17 protein-coding genes are annotated in these 18,155 nt (G+C 68.4%); 5 read left to right on the plus strand and 12 right to left on the minus strand.

Going from position 1 to position 18,155, the window contains the following annotated elements; all coding sequences use genetic code 11:
• The first annotated feature begins 35 nt into the window (after positions 1-35).
• From ACY466_RS09325 to ACY466_RS09335, 3 genes are read left to right on the plus strand one after another with little or no spacing between them, the layout of a single operon-like run.
• Positions 36-746 (plus strand): lysostaphin resistance A-like protein, encoded by a 711-nt coding sequence (locus ACY466_RS09325; protein WP_463252202.1) that lies wholly within the window; start codon positions 36-38, stop codon positions 744-746.
• Entirely contained in the window at positions 743-1,189 is a 447-nt protein-coding gene (locus ACY466_RS09330; RefSeq protein WP_463251903.1) for an Lrp/AsnC family transcriptional regulator, read from the plus strand. The genes ACY466_RS09325 and ACY466_RS09330 overlap by 4 nt, the downstream gene beginning before the upstream one ends.
• A 56-nt stretch (positions 1,190-1,245) precedes the next feature.
• Positions 1,246-1,773 carry a class I SAM-dependent methyltransferase gene (locus ACY466_RS09335; RefSeq protein ID WP_463251905.1) on the plus strand — a complete coding sequence of 176 codons (528 nt, stop codon included), beginning with the start codon at positions 1,246-1,248 and terminating at the stop codon, positions 1,771-1,773.
• On the opposite strand, the gene ACY466_RS09340 is transcribed toward ACY466_RS09335, so the two are convergent.
• The 12 genes from ACY466_RS09340 to ACY466_RS09395 form a co-directional block, all read right to left on the minus strand.
• On the minus strand, positions 1,743-2,519 hold the full coding sequence (locus ACY466_RS09340; protein ID WP_463251907.1) for a haloacid dehalogenase type II: 777 nt from the start codon (positions 2,517-2,519) through the stop codon (positions 1,743-1,745). The genes ACY466_RS09335 and ACY466_RS09340 overlap by 31 nt on opposite strands.
• Entirely contained in the window at positions 2,516-4,312 is a 1,797-nt protein-coding gene (locus ACY466_RS09345; RefSeq protein ID WP_463251909.1) for an acetyl/propionyl/methylcrotonyl-CoA carboxylase subunit alpha, read from the minus strand. Before ACY466_RS09345 ends, ACY466_RS09340 begins: the two co-directional genes overlap by 4 nt.
• A 135-nt stretch (positions 4,313-4,447) precedes the next feature.
• The gene (locus ACY466_RS09350; protein ID WP_463251911.1) at positions 4,448-5,962 is read right to left on the minus strand and encodes a condensation domain-containing protein; all 1,515 of its coding nucleotides are present in this window, start codon (positions 5,960-5,962) and stop codon (positions 4,448-4,450) included.
• Between the two features lie 89 nt (positions 5,963-6,051).
• On the minus strand, positions 6,052-6,468 hold the full coding sequence (locus ACY466_RS09355; protein WP_463251913.1) for a SufE family protein: 417 nt from the start codon (positions 6,466-6,468) through the stop codon (positions 6,052-6,054).
• Positions 6,465-7,355 carry a sulfurtransferase gene (locus ACY466_RS09360; protein ID WP_463251915.1) on the minus strand — a complete coding sequence of 297 codons (891 nt, stop codon included), beginning with the start codon at positions 7,353-7,355 and terminating at the stop codon, positions 6,465-6,467. Before ACY466_RS09360 ends, ACY466_RS09355 begins: the two co-directional genes overlap by 4 nt.
• Before the next feature lie 40 nt (positions 7,356-7,395).
• Positions 7,396-8,100 (minus strand): Maf family protein, encoded by a 705-nt coding sequence (locus ACY466_RS09365; protein ID WP_463251916.1) that lies wholly within the window; start codon positions 8,098-8,100, stop codon positions 7,396-7,398.
• Positions 8,097-8,357 (minus strand): acyl-CoA carboxylase subunit epsilon, encoded by a 261-nt coding sequence (locus tag ACY466_RS09370; protein ID WP_463251917.1) that lies wholly within the window; start codon positions 8,355-8,357, stop codon positions 8,097-8,099. Before ACY466_RS09370 ends, ACY466_RS09365 begins: the two co-directional genes overlap by 4 nt.
• A gap of 58 nt (positions 8,358-8,415) precedes the next feature.
• Positions 8,416-9,780, minus strand: a complete 1,365-nt coding sequence (locus tag ACY466_RS09375; protein ID WP_463251918.1) for a condensation domain-containing protein — start codon at positions 9,778-9,780, stop codon at positions 8,416-8,418.
• Entirely contained in the window at positions 9,761-11,206 is a 1,446-nt protein-coding gene (locus tag ACY466_RS09380) for a condensation domain-containing protein (RefSeq protein WP_463251919.1), read from the minus strand. The genes ACY466_RS09375 and ACY466_RS09380 overlap by 20 nt, the downstream gene beginning before the upstream one ends.
• A complete protein-coding gene (locus ACY466_RS09385; RefSeq protein ID WP_463251920.1) occupies positions 11,203-12,729 on the minus strand; it encodes a condensation domain-containing protein in 1,527 nt (508 codons plus the stop codon). Before ACY466_RS09385 ends, ACY466_RS09380 begins: the two co-directional genes overlap by 4 nt.
• A 334-nt stretch (positions 12,730-13,063) precedes the next feature.
• A complete protein-coding gene (locus tag ACY466_RS09390; protein WP_463251921.1) occupies positions 13,064-13,930 on the minus strand; it encodes a glycosyltransferase family 2 protein in 867 nt (288 codons plus the stop codon).
• Positions 13,927-15,279 (minus strand): glycosyltransferase, encoded by a 1,353-nt coding sequence (locus ACY466_RS09395; protein WP_463251922.1) that lies wholly within the window; start codon positions 15,277-15,279, stop codon positions 13,927-13,929. The genes ACY466_RS09390 and ACY466_RS09395 overlap by 4 nt, the downstream gene beginning before the upstream one ends.
• A gap of 203 nt (positions 15,280-15,482) precedes the next feature.
• Here ACY466_RS09395 and ACY466_RS09400 point away from each other — a divergent pair, with 203 nt between their 5' ends.
• Both ACY466_RS09400 and ACY466_RS09405 read left to right on the plus strand, forming a co-directional pair.
• The gene (locus ACY466_RS09400) at positions 15,483-16,760 is read left to right on the plus strand and encodes a glycosyltransferase (protein WP_463251923.1); all 1,278 of its coding nucleotides are present in this window, start codon (positions 15,483-15,485) and stop codon (positions 16,758-16,760) included.
• On the plus strand, positions 16,757-18,133 hold the full coding sequence (locus ACY466_RS09405) for a hypothetical protein (protein WP_463251924.1): 1,377 nt from the start codon (positions 16,757-16,759) through the stop codon (positions 18,131-18,133). Before ACY466_RS09400 ends, ACY466_RS09405 begins: the two co-directional genes overlap by 4 nt.
• Positions 18,134-18,155 lie beyond the last annotated feature (22 nt).

Raw genomic sequence — 18,155 nt, forward strand, 5'->3', positions numbered from 1 at the left:
ACATGCGCGAGACGACGACAGGGGAGGACCGACCGATGGTGTCCTGGCAGACACGGGTAGAGGGCGTGGTGCGATCGGCGTTGGTGGACAAGGTCGACCGCGACCACCGCGAATCGGATCGTGCATTTCTCCGCCGACGCATCGTCGTCGCGATCGTGCTGGTCATCGGAGCCACGCTGCTCGGTGTGTCCCTGGCGGTCGAGCCCGGCGATCCGGTGTTCTACTTCCTCACCATCTCGCTGGCGCTGGTCTGGATCATCGGCGGATTCCTCTCCGGTCCGTTGCACCTCGGCCGGATCGCGTTCCGCGGGCATCTGAGACGCCCGATCGTGACGCCCATCGCCATCGGGCTCGCCGCCGGCGGGGTGTTCGTCCTCGGCGCTCTCGTGGTCCGCGAGATACCGCCACTGCGTGACTTCACCGCAACGGTGCTCGACCATGCGCGCTTCGGACCACTGGTGCTGATCGTCTTCATCACCCTGCTCAACGGCGTCGCTGAGGAGATCTTCTTCCGCGGCGCGCTGTTCTCGGCGATCGGCGCCGCGCGGCCGGTTCTGATCTCGACGATCGTCTACACCATCGCCACCCTCGCGACCGGAAATCCCATGCTGGCCTTCGCGGCGATCACCCTCGGGTTCGTGCTCGGCCTGGAACGGCGGGCCTCGGGCGGCATCCTCGCGCCCATACTGACGCACGTGTCCTGGTCCACGGTCATGGTGCTCGCCATGCCGCCGCTGTTCGCATGACCGCCGCTCGCACCACGCTCGACGCCACCGATCGGGTTCTGGTCGCCGAACTCGTCACGGACGGCCGCGCCACCCTGGCGCACCTCGCCGAGAAGGCCGGGCTGTCCGTCTCCGCGGTGCAGACCAGGGTTCGTCGACTCGAATCGTCGGGGGTGATTCTGGGGTACACCGCCCGGGTCGATCACGACGCCGTCGGGTCGCCGCTCTCCGCGTTCGTGGCGATCACCCCACTCGATCCGACGGCCCCCGACGACGCCCCGGCTCGGCTCCGGGGTCTGCCGGAGGTTCGTGCGTGCCACTCCGTGGCCGGCGAGGACAGCTACGTGCTCCTGGTGCGGGTCGCCTCGCCCCGAGACCTCGAAGGACTGCTCCAACAGATTCGCAGCACCGCGGGCGTGAACACCCGCAGCACCATCGTGTTGCAGACCTTCTACGACGAGTAGTCGAGCCCGAATCGCCGGGCGCGATTACCGACGCTTCCCCGGGGGCACCCTCGTGCATGCCACAGAGTTCTGCAGAGGGAAAGTCCTGGATTCGCGACCGTGTCCGCGCGCTGGGAGCCGACTCGCCCGTGTCCGTCCTCGACATCGGGCCGGGGGTGGGCACCTACGCGAAACTGCTCGCCGGGCCCGCGGTGTCCCGCCTGACCGGGGTCGAGATCTGGCCGCCCTACGTGGAGACCTATCGGTTGCGCGACTACTACGACGAGATCGTTCTCGGTGACGCTCGCAAGGTCGATCTGCCGCCGGCGGACGTGGTGATCGTCGGAGACGTCGCCGAGCACATGACCGAATCCGACGCGTTGGCCCTGTGGGAGCGGTGCGGAGCCGCAGCGGCACGGGCGGTGTACCTGTCGATCCCGATCGTGCACTACCCCCAGCACGAGATCGAGGGCAATCCGCACGAGATCCACGTCGACGAGGACTGGAACCACGATCGGGTGTTGTCGTCGTTCACCGGCATCGGGGCCTACGAGGTGGGATCCGAGGTCGGCGTCTACGAACGGTTGATCGACCGAGGCCGGTAGGCCAGTAGCGAGCCGAGCTCGACGAGGTCGTCGACGACGAAATCCCAGGCGTCGTTCGGTTCGGATTCGCGTTGCGTCGGTCCGTGCTCGCGTGGGCGCCGTACGAAGGCGGTGCGCAGTCCGCATCGAGCCGCCGCGGCGAGGTCGTCGTTGTGGCATGCGACCATGAGGCACTGGGACGGTTCGAGATCCAGCAGTGCGGCCGTCCGCAGATAGCTCTCCGGCGTCGGCTTGTACGCCTGCACCACCTCGGCGCCGAGGATCGCGTCCCACGGCAACCCCGACACGCGGGCCATGTCGAGCAGCAGCGAGACGTTGCCGTTGGACAACGGCGCGGCGGCGACGGATCGTCGGACGGAGGCGATGCCGTCGACGGAATCCGCCCACGGCGGGAGCGCATGCCACGCTCGGTTCAGTTCGTCCACGTCCACGGCGGGAAGTTCGAGTTCGCCGAGCAGCTCGACCAGGCTTTCCCGGTGCAGCACATCGAGTTTGGTGAATCCACGTCGACCGGCGCGAATCGGCTCCATCGACGGTTGGTACTTTCCGCGCCACCGATCGGCGAAGTCGCCGGGGTCGATGTCCGTGCGTTCGGGGGCGTGGTCGGTGAGCCACGCGGCCGTGGCCGTCGCGATCCCGCCTCGCCAGTCGACCACGGTCCCGAACACGTCGAACAGGGCGACCCGGAGGCCGCCCTGTACCGACGAGACACCGGCCGACGAGGTCCGGCCGGCCGCGTGCGTCACTTCAGCTCGGCGAGAACGGTTCCCTGGGTGATGGCGGAACCGGGCTCGACGGACAGGCCGGTCACGACACCGGCCTTGTGTGCGTTGACGGGGTTCTCCATCTTCATCGCCTCGAGCACGGCGATCAGGTCACCGGCTTCTACTTCCTGTCCCTCGGTGACCGCGACCTTGACCACGGTGCCCTGCATGGGTGCGGTGACGGCGTCACCGGACGCGGCGCCGCCGCCGGCGCCGCCGCGGGTGCGCGGCTTGGGCTTGCGGCGGATCGCACCGCCGCCGGCCGGTGCTGCGCCGCCGAGGGAGAACCGACCCGGGAGGGAGACCTCGACCCGGCGACCGCCGACCTCGACGACGACACTCTGCCGGGGCAGGCCTTCGTCGTCGTCCTCGATCGGTGCGCCCGCCGTGAACGGCTCGACCTGGTTGTCCCACTCGGTCTCGATCCAGCGGGTGTGGACGTCGAACGAGGAGCCGTCGCCGATGAACGCCGGATCGGAGACCACGGCGCGGTGGAACGGGATGACCGTGGCCAGTCCCTGGACGTCGAACTCGGCGAGCGCGCGACGCGAGCGCGCCAGAGCTTCCTCGCGGGTGGCGCCGGTGACGATGAGCTTGGCGAGCATCGAGTCGAACTGTCCGCCGATGACGCTGCCGGACACCACACCGGAGTCGACGCGCACACCCGGGCCCGAGGGGGCGACGAACGTGGTGACGGGGCCGGGAGCGGGAAGGAACCCGCGGCCGGCGTCCTCGCCGTTGATGCGGAACTCGAACGAGTGTCCGCGCGGAGCGGGGTCCTCGGTGATGGACAGCTTCTCGCCGTTCGCGATCGCGAACTGCTGGAGAACGAGGTCGATGCCCGAGGTCTCCTCGGTGACCGGGTGCTCGACCTGCAGGCGGGTGTTCACCTCGAGGAACGACACCAGTCCGTCCTGACCGACGAGGTATTCGACGGTGCCGGCGCCGTAGTAGCCGGCTTCCTTGCAGATGGCTTTGGCGGAGGCGTGGATCTCGGCACGCTGCTCGTCGGTGAGGAACGGCGCGGGAGCTTCCTCGACGAGCTTCTGGAACCGTCGCTGCAGCGAGCAGTCACGGGTACCGGCGACGACGACGTTGCCGTGCTGGTCCGCGATGACCTGCGCCTCGACGTGCCGCGGCTTGTCCAGGTAGCGCTCGACGAAGCACTCGCCACGACCGAACGCGGCGACGGCCTCGCGGGTGGCGGAATCGAACAGCTCGGGGATCTCCTCGCGGGTGCGGGCGACCTTCATGCCGCGACCGCCTCCACCGAACGCCGCCTTGATGGCGATGGGCAGGCCGTGCTCGTCGGCGAAGGTGAGGATCTCGTCGGCGTTCTTCACGGGCTCGGAGGTTCCGGGGACGGACGGAGCCTTCGCACGGGTCGCGATGTGCCGGGCGGTGACCTTGTCGCCGAGGTCGCGAATGGACTGCGGTGACGGTCCGATCCAGATCAGGCCGGCGTCGATCACGGCCTGGGCGAACTCGGCGTTCTCCGACAGAAAACCGTAGCCGGGGTGCACGGCGTCGGCGCCGGACTTGCTCGCGGCGTCGATGATCTTGTCGATCACCAGGTAGGACTCGGCGGAGGTCTGACCACCGAGAGCGAAGGCTTCGTCGGCCAGGTGCACGAACGGCGCGTCGGCATCGGGTTCGGCGTAGACGGCGACCGAGGTGTAGCCGGCATCGGCCGCAGCCCGGATCACGCGAACCGCTATCTCGCCGCGATTGGCGACGAGAACCTTGCTGATGCGAGTTGTGGCGTGGCTGGGCACGAAGCCTCCTGTGTTGGTGGACGGGGTCGGAACCCATGGGCGCGGGTGTCGCCGTCCCCGACGGGTGTCGGGTCGGTGACGGAGCTGACTCGGTTCGGAGTGTATGACGAGGCGTCGGTCACGATACGCAGGGACTCACCCTCCGCTCGCGTCGAGCACGTCCGACGGCGCTGGTGCGCACGTGAACGACCCCGTCGCGACGACGATGTCCAGAACCTCCCGCAGCGCTGCGACGTATCGGTGCACCGCGGCCGTGGCGACCTCGGTGTTGGGGAACCGAGCGGACAGATTCACTCCCTGCGGCGTGCGGTGGAACCACAGGTAGACGTCGTGGTCGTACTTCTTGCTGCGGAGAGCGCGGGCGTGCATCGAGGGCCACGTCTCGGCGCTCGGTGCGAACCGCACGTCCATGAAGGACACCACGAAGCGTGGCAACGAGGTGACCCCGAGCGCATCCGTCACCAGGTCGAGCGGGATGCGGGAGACCGACCGCTTGTCGGCGAGTTCGGTGCCGGTCCGGACGATCAGGTCACCGAACGTGTCCTGCGGTTCGACGGCGACGGACAGAGGGCTGACCCCGACGAACCACCCGAGCGACGCAGCCCAGCTCGGATCGTGTCGCGTGTGCATCGGCGTGACGGTCCGGAACTGTCGCGCTCCGTCGACGACGAATGCCGCGGCGGCCATGGCCGCGATCAGACCGGCCGAGAATCCGGGCCCGGTCTTGCGGCACGCCACCGTGAACGCCTCGGCGTCGGCCGGGTCCATGATCCAGGCCGACAGCCCGTTCTGCGCGACGGGCACGGCGGGTTCGTCGCCGATGTCGAGCGGAAACGACGGGAACTCACCGCCGTTCTCGTCCAGAAAGTGTCTCCAGGTGACGGCGGCGTCGTGCGCGGCGTCGATGCCGACGCAGTTCGCTCGTTCCAGAACTCCGAAGTCGAGGTAGCTACCGGTGGGGAAGAGTCCTGCGGGCGCTCCCGTGAGCGCCTCCTCGTAGAGCCGGGTGAGCTCGTGTGCGATCAGCACGATCGACAGGCCGTCGATGATCGAGTGGTCCGCGGCGAAGAAGACGGTGAAGCGATCGCGAGTCGCCGACGGCTCCGCGCCCCCGGTCGCCGACGGCTCCGCGCCCCCGGTCGCCGACGGCTCCGCGCCCTCGGTCGCCGACGGCTCCAGCGTCACGAATGCGTAGGACGGCCAGGCCAACGGTGAGGTGTACTCGTCGAACAGGTGCTGGATGTGCCGATACACATCGCTGGACTCGGTGCACGTGTCCTGCTCGATCACCCAGATGTCGGTGGCACCCGGGGGCGCGGTGACACGAGAGAGTTCGCCCGTCACGGGGTGCACGGTCACGTTGCTGCGCATTCCCTCGTGCCGATCCATCCACGCCGTCACGGCACGTCGGAACGCAACACGATCGAGGGGCCCGTCGACGTCGAACGCCGTACCCAGCCAGGACTCCCGACCCGCCGCCGGGTTCGCCATGGTCCGACGCAGGTGAGCGTCGTGAACGTGCGAGGTGGGGCGAGGGTCGGGACGCCAGCCGGCGTCCTCGGGTGTCGACGCGTGCGGCCCGACGCTCGGGATCCACTCGGTGAGAGTGCCGGACGGGATCGGATAGTCGACCAGTTCGGTGAACTCCACGACGCTCGACACCTCCTCGTTGGACTCTGTGAGTGGTGAGTGATCAGCTTAACGACCGAACCCACATTGTCCGAACAAAGACCGACCGATCACGCCCGCAGGCGAGTCTTCACCCGGCTCAGCATCGCCGACATTCCCCGGAGCCGCAGCGGGCTGACGGTGTCGGCCAATCCGAGTGCGGTGTAGAAGTCGTCCGGCACCGCGAGGATCTCGTCGGCGGGCAACCCGTCGAGCCCCTGCGCGAGGATCGACGCGAAACCGCGCGTGGTGGGCGCCTGGGCCGGCGCGCTGAAGAACAGTCGAACGTTGTTCCGGTCGGCGGCGTCCACCGACAGGAACAGCGGGGACTGGCACTCCGGCACCGGCTCCATCGCGGCCTCCTCGAGGTCGCTCGGCAGCGGCGGGAGTTCGTTGCTGAACTCGAGCAGGAGGGTGATCTTGTCCTGACCGTCGACGGCGGCGAAGTCGTCGACGATCTCGGCGAGAGCGTCGGGGAGCGCGTTCATGCCGGGACGGTCCCCGGCTCCTCGCCGCGCGCGATGGGGGTGCGCACCGCGTTGCCCCACTCCGTCCACGAACCGTCGTAGTTGCGCACGTTCCGGTACCCGAGCAGGTGGGTCAGCACGAACCAGGTGTGGCTCGACCGCTCGCCGATGCGGCAGTACGCGATGACGTCCGCGTCGGGCGCGACGTCCGCGTAGACCTCCTCGAGCTCCTCGCGGGACTTGAAGCGGCCGTCGGACGCGGCGGCCTTGGCCCAGGGGATGGATGCCGCCGTCGGGATGTGACCGCCGCGGAGAGCGCCCTCGTCCGGGTAGTCGGGCATGTGGGTGCGCTCACCGGTGTACTCCGCGGGGGAGCGCACGTCGACGAGAGGGCCGGTGCCGAGGTGGCTCAGCACGTCGTCCTTGAAGGCACGGATCGCCGCGTCGTCCCGTTCGACGACGGGGTAGTCCACCGTGGCCGTTTCCGGAACGTCGAGGGTGGTGTCGCGGTTCTCGGCGATCCAGGCGTCACGGCCGCCGTCGAGCAGACGGACGTCCTCGTGTCCGAACAGGGTGAACACCCAGAGAGCGTAGGCGGCCCACCAGTTGCTCTTGTCGCCGTAGATGACCACGGTGTCGTCGCGCGAGATGCCCTTGCGGTTCATGAGGTCGGCGAACTTGGCCCCGTCGACGTAGTCACGGGTGACGGGATCGTTGAGGTCGAGGTGCCAGTCGACCTTGACGGCGCCGGGGATGTGGCCGACGTCGTACAGCAGGACGTCCTCGTCGGACTCGACGATCTTGAGTCCCGGTGTGCCGATGTTGGCGGACAACCACTGTGTGGAGACCAAGCGTTCGGGGTGGGCGAACGAGGCGAAGGTGGGGTGTGGATCTGGCGCGACGGACACGTGTGGCTCCTGAGCTCGGCTGTGACGTGCGGGGCGTGTGCTACGTGCTCAACGATCCTAGGGGCCCGCCGGTTCCTCGATCGTCGGACCCGGTGTCCGCCCCACCTCCGTTCGCGGACCACAGGGCGCTCACGGACACGCCGAGGTCTGCGAGCAGTCGACGTACCAGGGGTAGCCCGATTCCGATGACGGACGACGGATCGCCCTCGATCCCGTCCACGAACCACCCGCCGAGACCGTCCAGGGTGAAGGCGCCCGCGACGGTCATCGGTTCCCCGGATCCCAAGTAGGCCTCGAGGTCGGCCGGTTCGGGACGAGAGAAGTGCACGGTGGTCGCGCAGTGGTCGGCGGCGTGCGCCGTCACCACACCGTCGGAGAGGCGCAGAGCGCAATGGCCCGTGAGAAGCTCACCGGTCCCTCCGGCCATGGCGGCCCAGCGCTCGCGCGCGGTGTCGATGTCGTGGGGCTTACCCACGAGGTGGCCACCGATGGACAGCATGGAATCGCACCCGACGATCACCACGTCACCGCGCAGCGACGGGTCGTCCGAGACAGCGGCCGCGATGGCCGATGCCTTGGCGGTGGCGAGTTCGGTGACCACCACGTGGTGCGGGGCGGTCGACCCCAGGGCGTCGATGATCGCGTCCTCGTCGACGTCGGAGACGCGGACGACGGGAGAGAGACCGGCGGCTCGCAACACCGACAAGCGCGCGGGTGACCGCGACGCCAGAACGAAGCGCGTCACCCGCGTGTGTGCAGATCGCCGCCGAAGGCGAGTGGGGAGAACGCCCGGGTGGAGCGGTGCATCGTCGAGGGATGTCCCCAGTCGTCGCGGATCGCGGGCGCCCCGGCCGCTCCGGTGGATCCGCTCGCACCGGCGAGCACGGTCACCAGCGCTGCGATCTCGATGTCCGAGGGGTGCCCCGACACGATGCGAATGCTCGCGGGGCCGGCCGGTTCCTCGGAACTCGCGGTGTCGTTCGGCTCGAAGTCGGTCGTCACGGTCGTCTCCCAACGGGGGTGGGGTGGTGCAGTGTCCAGGCGCCGCGTCGGCGCACGATCACCCTAGAGGACCGACGGTGGCGCGCGAACGATCCGTGGGTTGCCCGGCGACCGCGAGAATCTCGGCCAGCCGCGCGCAGAACGCGGTGATCGTCTCGCGTGCGTCGGTGTTGTCCGGGTAGCGCACTCGGAGCGACACCCCGTCGTCGGTTCGCGAGAACCAGAACTGCGCGTCGTCCGCGACCGTCACGTTCGAGATGTGACGGGCCGAGACGCGGCGGTGATCGAGGTGGCCCGGAAGTCGTCGGTAGTCGACGAAGGACACCATGAACACGTCCTTGCGGGGTCGGCGCAGACCTCCGAGAGCGGAGACGACCCCGGGGATGGGGACGGTTCCGAGCTCGACGGCGCGTCGGAGATCCACGCCGGTACGGCGAATGGTGTCGACGAGAACCGGTTGCGTCCGCACGTCGAGCGGTGCGTTCGTGACGAACCAGCCGATCGCTCGCGCCCACTCCGGTCTGGTTCGGGTGTGCAGGGGAAACAGCAGAGGCAGCTCGTCACCCCCGCCGAGATCCCGGACCGCATGCCCCATGGCGGCCAGGACGCCTGCGTAGAGGCTCGCGCCGAGGCCGCGGCACAGACGTTCGAACTCCGCCGATCGGTTCGCGGTGAGCACCTCGACGACGTCGACAGCCGATCGATCCGGTACGACGCGAGGACGACCGAGGGGCAGCGGAAACGTCGGAGGCGCGTTGCCGTGACGGCGTAGGAACGCGAGCCATCGCGTCATTCGCTCGTCGTCCGGATCCACCGTCTCGGCACACGCCTCGGCTGCGCAGTAGTCGACGAAGCAGCCGGCGACGGCGTCCTCCTCCGGTTCGGGAGCCGACGCGTAGAACCGGCGCATCTCGTCCACCACCACGGTCAGGGAGAGTGCGTCGACCAGTGCGTGGTCGAAGCCGCAGACGACGGTGGATCGGTCCGGGCGGTCGACGGCCGCGAGCAGATACGACGGGAACGCGAACGGACGACAGGCGTCGTTCAACGCTGCCCGCAACGCCTCGTTCGTGTCTCGCGACGAGGACAGCACCACGTCGTCGCCGCGGGTCGGAATCAACGAACCGCGGGGGTGGAGAAGGCGCGACGTGCGGTCCCCGGTCCGCACGAAACCCGTACGCAGGGAACCGTGTCGGTCGACGAGGCGAGCGAAGGCCGAGGAGAGTGCCTCGACGTCGATGGGTCCGTCGACATCGAAGGTCGCGGCCAACCATGTGGTCCCCTCGGCGGTGTCGGACAGGTGATTGGACTGGTTGAACGACGGGGGAACCTCGGAGGGAACACCGGGTCCGCTGGGTGTCATCGTCCATCGCCGCAGCGTGCCGGGTTCGAGGTGAACCCGGTCAATGCTGGTGACCTGCACGCACCACCTCCCGTTCGGTCTCGACCGGTCGATGGTCGCCGGTGCGGGCCACGTCGCGCAGAACCGCCCTCAGGTGTGCGTGGTACCGGGCTGTCTGCCGTCGAGCGACGGGCGTGTCCGGCGTCTGCGAGCCGAGATAGAAGTGATCGCGATCGCGGTTGAACCACATCGACGCATTGGCGGTACGCCCCTCCCCGGTGAAGAGGATCGCGGCGTCGTCCGCCGGGGTTCCGTGGCCGGGAAAGCGACGAAAATCGATGTAGGACAACATGTGCGGACTCCTCGCCAGATCGGGTCCGCCGACTCCGGATTCGAACAGCAGCCGTAGTACGGCACCGATCGGCGCGGCCGCCAACGCTTTCGCCTCGTCGTACCCGCGATGTGCCCGCTGTACCAGGGACGAGAAGTCGCGAGCCCCCGCCACCCGGAACGCCACCGGGGCGAAGTTGCAGAACCATCCCTGCGACAGCGCGAAATCCCCCAGGTGACGGGTCGAGAGCACGGTCAGTCCGAAATAGTCACGCCGCCCGGCGAGTTCGAGATCGGTCGTGGCGACGGCGGCCAGAAGACCGCTGGTGAACGAGCCTCCCGCCGCGCGAGCGACTCGCTCGAAGCGTTCCGTCTCGGCGGCGTCGAGGAGATCCATCTCGATCGGGCGCACCGGTGCCGTCTCGCCGGGATCGAGTCCCAGATCCAGCGGGAACGACGGCATGGCGCCATCGTTGGCGGTCACGAGCTCGGCCCAGCGTCGTATCTCGGCCGAGTCGGCCGTGAGTGCGTTGCCGGCGTCGTTCTCGATGTGAACGTAGTCGAGAAAGCTGCCCGACCACGCCGTGGTGTCCACAGCCGGAGTACCGGTGCATTCGGCTCGATACAGGTCGGCGAGTTCGGAGACGACCAGAATCTGGGACACGCCGTCGGAGAGCGCATGGTCGACTCCGTAGTACAGCGTGAAGTCGTGCTCACGCCGAATCGCGCCGACGGCGAAACCGGGCCACGCCGACGCCACGGCTTCGTTCGAGAATCTGGTGCGGGCGTACTCGCGGAAGGCGCTGTGTCCCAGCGTCCGTCCTGTGGCCACCGGACGGAAGCGCACCGCGTGGTCGAGAACCCGGTGGCGGCGAACTTCGCCGTCGAGGACGTCGAGACGCGTGCGAAGCCCCTCGTGCCGGAGGACGAACGTCTCGAGGGCACGGGTGAGTGCGTCGACGTCCAACTCGCCGTCGATCTCCGTCGCGGCACCGAGGTAGGCATGGTGGGTCCCGCCCCGCGCGCGAACCGCGTCGACCCCGCGAATGTGGTTCTCCTGCAGAAACGATGCCGGGGTGGGGTCCGGTACCTCGTCCGCCGACGTACGGGCGACCGGGTGCCACTCGAACAGGGTGCCCGGACGCGGGCTCCAGTTGTCCATCGCCGTGATGATCACCGACGACCTCCGGCGGCCGCGGGTGTGCGGTCGACCGGAGCGCAGTCCTCGACCGTCATGGGATCGGAGCCCGCTGCGTCCCTCAGAATCGAGCGCAACCGTTCGACGAACGTCAGGACGTTCTCGGTGGCGACGTCGTTGCCGGGAAAGCGGGCCGAGACGTTGAGGCCACGGGAGGTGCGCAGCATCCAGAAATAGACCTCGTCGTCGGCCACGGTCGCGCTCCGGAGGGTGCGGGCTCGCCATCGTTCCCATTCCTGCGCATCGGGGGTGTGGCGTAGATCGAGGTAGGACACCACGAACCGCGGTACGGAGTCGATCCCCAGCAGCTGAGCGATCTTGGAGTACGGAGCGGTGGCGTACCCGTCGACGGCGGCGAGTGTCGCCGCCGCGGAATCCAGGGTGCCGGTGAACGTGTGGTCCCGATCGACGCCGACGTCGATCGGCACGACCCCGACGTACCACCCCACCGATCGGGCGTAGCGGGCCTCGTGGCGGGTGTGCATCGGCATCGTCAGGCGCAGGCGCGGGTCACCGGTCAGCGCGTGGTTGGTGAGGGCGAGTGCGCTGAGGGTGGCTGCGGTCATGGACCGGCCGAGTGCGCGGCAGGTGTGTGCGAGCTGTGCGACCTCGGTGTCCGACAGGAGCCACGACGAGACGTTGTTCTGAGCGGCGCGGGTGGGCGAGTTTGCCCGGGTCGCAAGGGGGAAGGACGGGAACCCGGTGTCACCGAGGAAGCGAGCCCACGTCCGAACCACCTCGTGGTCGTAGGACAGTTCCTCGCCGCGGCGTCGATCGGACACCGAGTACTCGACGTGACTGCCGATGGGAACCAGCTGCGGGTCGTGACCGTGCAGTTCGAACTCGTAGAGCCGCTTCAGTTCTCCGATCGCGAGCAGCATCGAGTACGCGTCCATCACGGAGTGGTCCGCAGCGAACACCAGAAGGAAATTCGACGGGCGATCGTCCGCGCCGCCGTCGACCACGGTGGCGTCGTCCACACCGCTGTTGTCCACGGTGGCGACGAGGCAGTGTGGCCACCGGAAGGGCGACAGTCGTCGTCCGAAGAAATCGGCGAGATGCTCACGGATGGCCGAGCCGGTCCGCAACCGGCCGTCGGTTCGACCGACCACCTCGATCGCACCGGCGGACAGGGTCTTTCGGATGAGGGGGGTGTCCTCGGATGCCGTGCTGCCGTCGACGGCGACCGTGGTGCGAAAGGCTTCGTGTCGCGCCGTCCATGTTTCGAGCGCGCGACCGACCGCGGCCGCGTCGTAGCGGTCGTGGATCTCGAACGCGGCGCCGATCCAGGCTGCGCCGGTGTTCTCGGTGTTCTCGATGTTCTCGGTGTCGCCCGGCGCGAGGCCGGCGTCTCGCGACAGGCTGTGTCGGCAGTGCGCTTCGTGGGTGAAGGCGAGCGGCCGCGGGTCGACGGTCCACTCCTCGGGACCCCGCACCGTCGGCACCCATTCGGTCAGGCGCCCGTCGGGAAGCGAATACTCGGCGAGCTCGGTGAATTCCATGGCGTCGTATCACCCGTCCGTTCGTGAACTCGTGGTGCCGAACGGTCGCGAGGAAAACGACGCGAACACCGGCACTCGAACTCTGGGGGAGAAATCAATAGTGCGCTGTGGCGCAACGGGATCGAGCATTCTCGGATATCGACTCTATCCGGTACCCGTCGTTCACAGTAAGGGCAGGAAAGATTCTTCTCAATACGAATGGAGGTGTCCTGAATCACGGGTGAATGTCGGCCAGGGCAGAATGTTGAATTCGTGTTAATTGTTCGAGCATGTCGCCCGGATTCATGACGGTGCCGTGACGTTCGGTGTCGCAGCCCATCTCCGTCGACCGCGGCTACGGCATCGCTCGGTCTGCGGTCGGTGTCAGCAGTGCCCGGATGCGAAACGAGTGACTTTCCTTGTCGTACGCCCGGATGACGAGCAGGCGGGCCGCGTGCAGCAGTGCGACACCGGGCAGATACACGAGCGCGGCACCCACGGCCAGGGCATAGCGCCGATGCAGGGCGAGTGTTCTCGGTAGGCAGGCCATGTAGACCACGAATGCGCGCATGCTCGATTCCATCCGGCGGGGAGACACTCCCACCGTCAGGTGCGGTAGGAACGCGTTGCGTCCACCGATTGCCTGCACGCACAGACCCATGTCCACATCCTCGAACACATCTCGGCGCATGCTGACGGTGCGCCGGATTCGGTGCCACGTACTGCGCCGCAGAATCATGTTGGAGCCGTAGAGAACCGGAACCTCGCGAACGTCCGTGCGGGGGCCGCGCCGTGCGGCCAACGGCGAGAACCGAGCCTTCAGCGTCGCAGCGGCGTCGCCGTACGGCAGGTCGTAGGCTTCCCCCCGGCCACAGAACGCCGCCCATCGCTCGTCGGTATCGGACTCCAGGAAGGCGACGATCGTCCGTGCCCAGTCGGGCGGGACTCGGGTATCGGCGTCGATACGAGCCACCGCATCCGATGTCGCGGCGTCGAGGCCGGTGTTGCGAGCGAAGACCAACCCCTGCCGTGGCTCGGTGATCAGGCGAATCGACGGGATCGTCGCGGAGCGGGCCTCCACCACGGCGCGAGTCGCATCGGTCGAATTGTTGTCCACCACGATGATTTCGGCGATGTGTTCCATCTGCTCACCGAGAAGGTCGAGGCACGTTCCGATGGTCTCCTCCTCGTCGAAGGCCGGTATCACCACGGACAGGGTCATCGTGTCGTACTCCTCTGACGGCGACGGATGGACGCGGTCGACCCGGCGACGGACTCGACGTGGTCCGCGGCGGCCGTCACGGCGACGGACGCCGGGGTGAGACGTTCGGACAGGGCATCGGCCGCGTCGACGCACGCCGAGTCGGTCACGGCGTCGAGTGCAGCGGCTGCCCGTGCCGGGTTCAGCGATCGCGCGGGGACGGAGGCGCCGACCCCCGTAGCGAGAACGCGCCTGCCCCACAGTGATTGATCCGCACCGACGTGGCAGACCAACGTCGCGCGGCCGGCGCGCAGTCCGGCCGCCGTGGATCCGGCCCCGCCGTGATGCACGACGGCGCGGCACCGCGGAAGAACCACTGCGTGGTTCACCGACGTCGTGCGGTGAACACGCGGGTCGGACTCGGGGACTTCGGGACCGAGGTCGGCGCCCACGGCGAGCACGCGATGACCCGCGTCCAGTGCGGCCGCGGTGAGGATGCGGGCGGCCCGTGCCACGGTGGGTCGACGCATGCTCCCGAACCCCACGTAGATCGGCGGCGGACCGTCGTCCAACCAGGATCGAAGATCGCGATCGTCGAACTCGTCCAACCGTTGTCGAGTCGACGGATCCGGTTCCAGGAACCCGACCAGGGGTCGACGGAGTCCCCACTCGTCGGCCAGCCCCGGGAACAACGTTCGGTCGTACGCCTGGAGTTCGGTCGTCTCGGACCGTCGTGCCCGCTCGGCCACACTGTGTTTCGCCGGCGGCAGTCCCAACTCGTCGCGGAGGACGTTCTCGCTGCGTCGCGAGGTCGTCCACAGAACTCGATCGAGGACGGACCAGCCGAGGCGAACGAACGGCGGGGACCCGAACGGCGCCGGTGGATCCAGGAACGAATACCGTCGGTTGCTGCGAACAGGGCAATAGTGCACGGGAACGTAGGGGACACCGAGCTTCTCGGCGACGTTGATCCCGCGCTCCTGCCCCACGCTGGAGCCGATCACGGCGTCGGCGCCGGTGGCGAGTTCTTCGAGTCGACGGTGCACGGATCGGCCGTCGCGAAGAGTCAGCTCCGACACCGCCCGGATCCGACGGGCCGGATTCGGAGACGAGAGGTCACGTGAGACCAGGTCGGAGGCCAGGAGAGCCGCCGTGTCCGATCCGCAGGCGCGAGCGTCGAGTCCCGCACGGCGGACGAGGTCGACCGCGTTCGGAGGAACGGCCATGGTGACCGTGTGACCACGACGGACCAACTCGACGGCCAGAGCGATTCCGGGCTGCACGTCACCGCGGCTTCCGTTGAAATTGGCCAACAACCGCATCTTCGACCCCCCGATCGTGTCCGGTGCGAACGTCTCTGCGGCCACCATTGCAGAGCTCGCGCGGATCGGCGAATCGAGACGTCGGGTTCCACACCGGCCGCTCGATGTGAGCAGCGTCTCCTTCTGCGCCATTCGCCTCGAGCGTCTACAGTCTGAGCGGTCCGGGGTGTGCCACTCGTGCCACGCATGCTGTGAAACGTTGGTACACAGAACAGTTGGTGTGTGATCACGCCGTCGAGAGGAGTCGACACGTGCGCATCGTCATTGCCGTCAGCGGTACTCGTGGTGACGTGCAGCCGGCCGTGGTTCTGGGGGCCGAGCTCCGCAGTCGCGGGCACGACGTCCTGATGGCAGTTCCACCCAATCTGGTCTCCTTCGCGGCCTCGGCCGGTCTCGAGACGACCGGCTTCGGTTACGACACCTTCGACCACATGAACTCGGATCTGGTGCGCCACGGACTTCGCCGCGGGTCGGTGGCGGACAGGCTCGGCGCACTACGGCAGTTGTGGAATTACGGCTGGGATCAGATGGTTCGGGAACTGACCGCGGCCACCGCCGACGGAGTCGACGTGATCGTCACCGGAGTGACCACCGAGCAGGCCGCGCTTCCGCTGGCGGAACGCCACGGCGCATCGTTGATCGCCCTGCAGCACGCACCCATTCGCCGTAACGGCGTTCATTCGCCGGTGCCCGGCACCGACGCCTTTCCGGGTCCGGTGCTGGAGGCGGCCTGGTCGATGGTCGATCACCTCGTGTGGCTCGCCACCCGGCGTCGGGAGAACGGTCTGCGCACGGCGCTCGGGGTGCCTACTGCGGGATCGCCGCTTCCGTACCGAATCGCGCGCTACGGCACGGAGATCCAAGCCTACGACCCGGCGTTCTGCCCCCAGCTGGCGTCGCGGTGGGGCGAGCGGAGGCCGTTCTGCGGTTTCCTCGATCTGGACGCCGATCTGCGGGCTCGCGTGGATCCGTCGACCCGGACCGATTCCGCGGTCCTCGAATGGATCGCGTCGGGACCGCCTCCCGTGTACGTCGGATTCGGCTCCATGCCCGTGTCGGATCCGGCTGCTCTGGTCGCGATGGTGGATTCGGTGTGTGGACGCCTGGGACACCGTGCGCTGGTGAGCGTCGGGTGGAACGAGTCCGTGACCTGGCCACCGGAGGGTGGCGACGAGGAGACCACGATGGTGACGGGGTCCCTCGACCACAGCAGGATCTTCCCGCTGTGCGGGGCGGTGGTGCACCACGGCGGCGCCGGGAGTACTGCCGCCGGAATCCGCGCGGGGAGGCCCACCCTCGTCTGTTCGGTGAGTTCCGATCAGCCGTTCTGGGGCGCCCGCATCGCGGACCGGGGCGCCGGAGCCGCGACCACACTGGCGGGGCTCGACGACGAGTCGTTCGAGTCCGGATTGCGCAGGATCATGACCGACGACTGTGCCCGAGCCGCAGAGGATCTCGCGGCGGAGATGATCGGTCCCGCCGAAGCGCGCGCTCGGGCTGCGGATCTGGTGGAGGCGTCCCGACCGTGACCTCGATACCGGCGGCCCGCCTGCAGGACGAGGATTTCACCTATTGGTTTCTGCGCGAAGCCTTCGGCTGGGACGTCGTTCTGCAGCTGTTGTGGACCTTCGATCACGAGGTGCCGCACACTGCGCTCGAGGCTGTACACGCCGCACTGCGTCGGGGGCCGCTGCAGCGACGCGTCGTGCGCCCGACAGTCCCGCTCGCGAGGCCGCGGTGGGTGTCGTCCGGTAGGTCGGAGCCCTTGCTGATGGACACGGCAACCCTGTCGGACGATGCGCTCGAGCGTTGGGGTGCCGACGAACTGCACTCGGTCGACCTCGATCCCGAGGCAGGACGGTCGTGGCGACTGCGTGCCACCCGTACGAGCGGCGGCGGCACTGCGGTTTCGCTGACGTGTCTGCATCTGGTGGCAGACGGGTTGTCCCTCACCGCTGCGGCGGCGGACGCCGCTCGATCGGCGCGGACACCGCACGTCGACGAGGTCCCGCACCCGGCCGGCTCGTCCACACCCGCCGTTCGTGCCCTCGTCCTCGACGCCATGGACGCGGCCCTGCAGGTGGCGGGAGCCGCGAGAGGTATCGCACGTGCAGCCGTGACCGCGGCTACCGGTGGTGGAGCGGACACCGGTGCGGCCCGACCCGGTGCGGCCGTCGCCGGACGATCGCCCGCGCACGTCCGCGCTCCGAAGGCGCGACCGTCGTGGGTCGTGGTGTCGGTCGACGTCGACGAGTGGGACGCCGTGGCGACCGCGCACGGCGGCACTCGCAACAGTCTCTTCGTCGCGGTCGTGGCCGGTGCACTCCGGTCCACCGGTTACGCCGACGACGGGGTGGAGTTGAAGGTGGGGATACCGGTGAGTGTGCGTGCGGAGCAGGGTGACTCTCGCGGAAACGCCACCGCCGGGGTGTCCGTGTATCTGTCCTCCGGACCGGTGGCGGGATCGGATCTGACCACGGTCCGGCGCCTGTGCAAGGAGGCGTTCGGCGGGCTGTCGGACGGGCGTCGACCGGCGATGATTCATCTACGGCCACTGCTGCAGATACTTCCGCTGTCCCTGGTGACGCGTGCGGTGACCTCCGGCGGATCCGGAATGCCGGATGTGATGGTGTCCAACCTGGGGTCGTTGGATCGTTCGTTGCTCGACTTCGGATCGGGCCCGGCGTCCGGCGTCGCGTTCCGCGGTGACGCTCGCGGCGTCGACCCCGCCGAGCCCCACCGATTCGGAGAGGGACTGCAGTCCTGGTATCTGGAGGTCGGCGGTCGGGCGACGTTCGCCGTGGCCGGTTTCGACGAGACCCGAGTGGGCACCACCGAGCGGCTGCGGGATGCCCTCGCGGGCGAACTGACGGCATGGAATGTGACGCACCGCTTCTGGTGACCGAGCGATCGAAGGACGGTGA

This window comes from Rhodococcus sp. K11/5 (assembly GCF_055193735.1).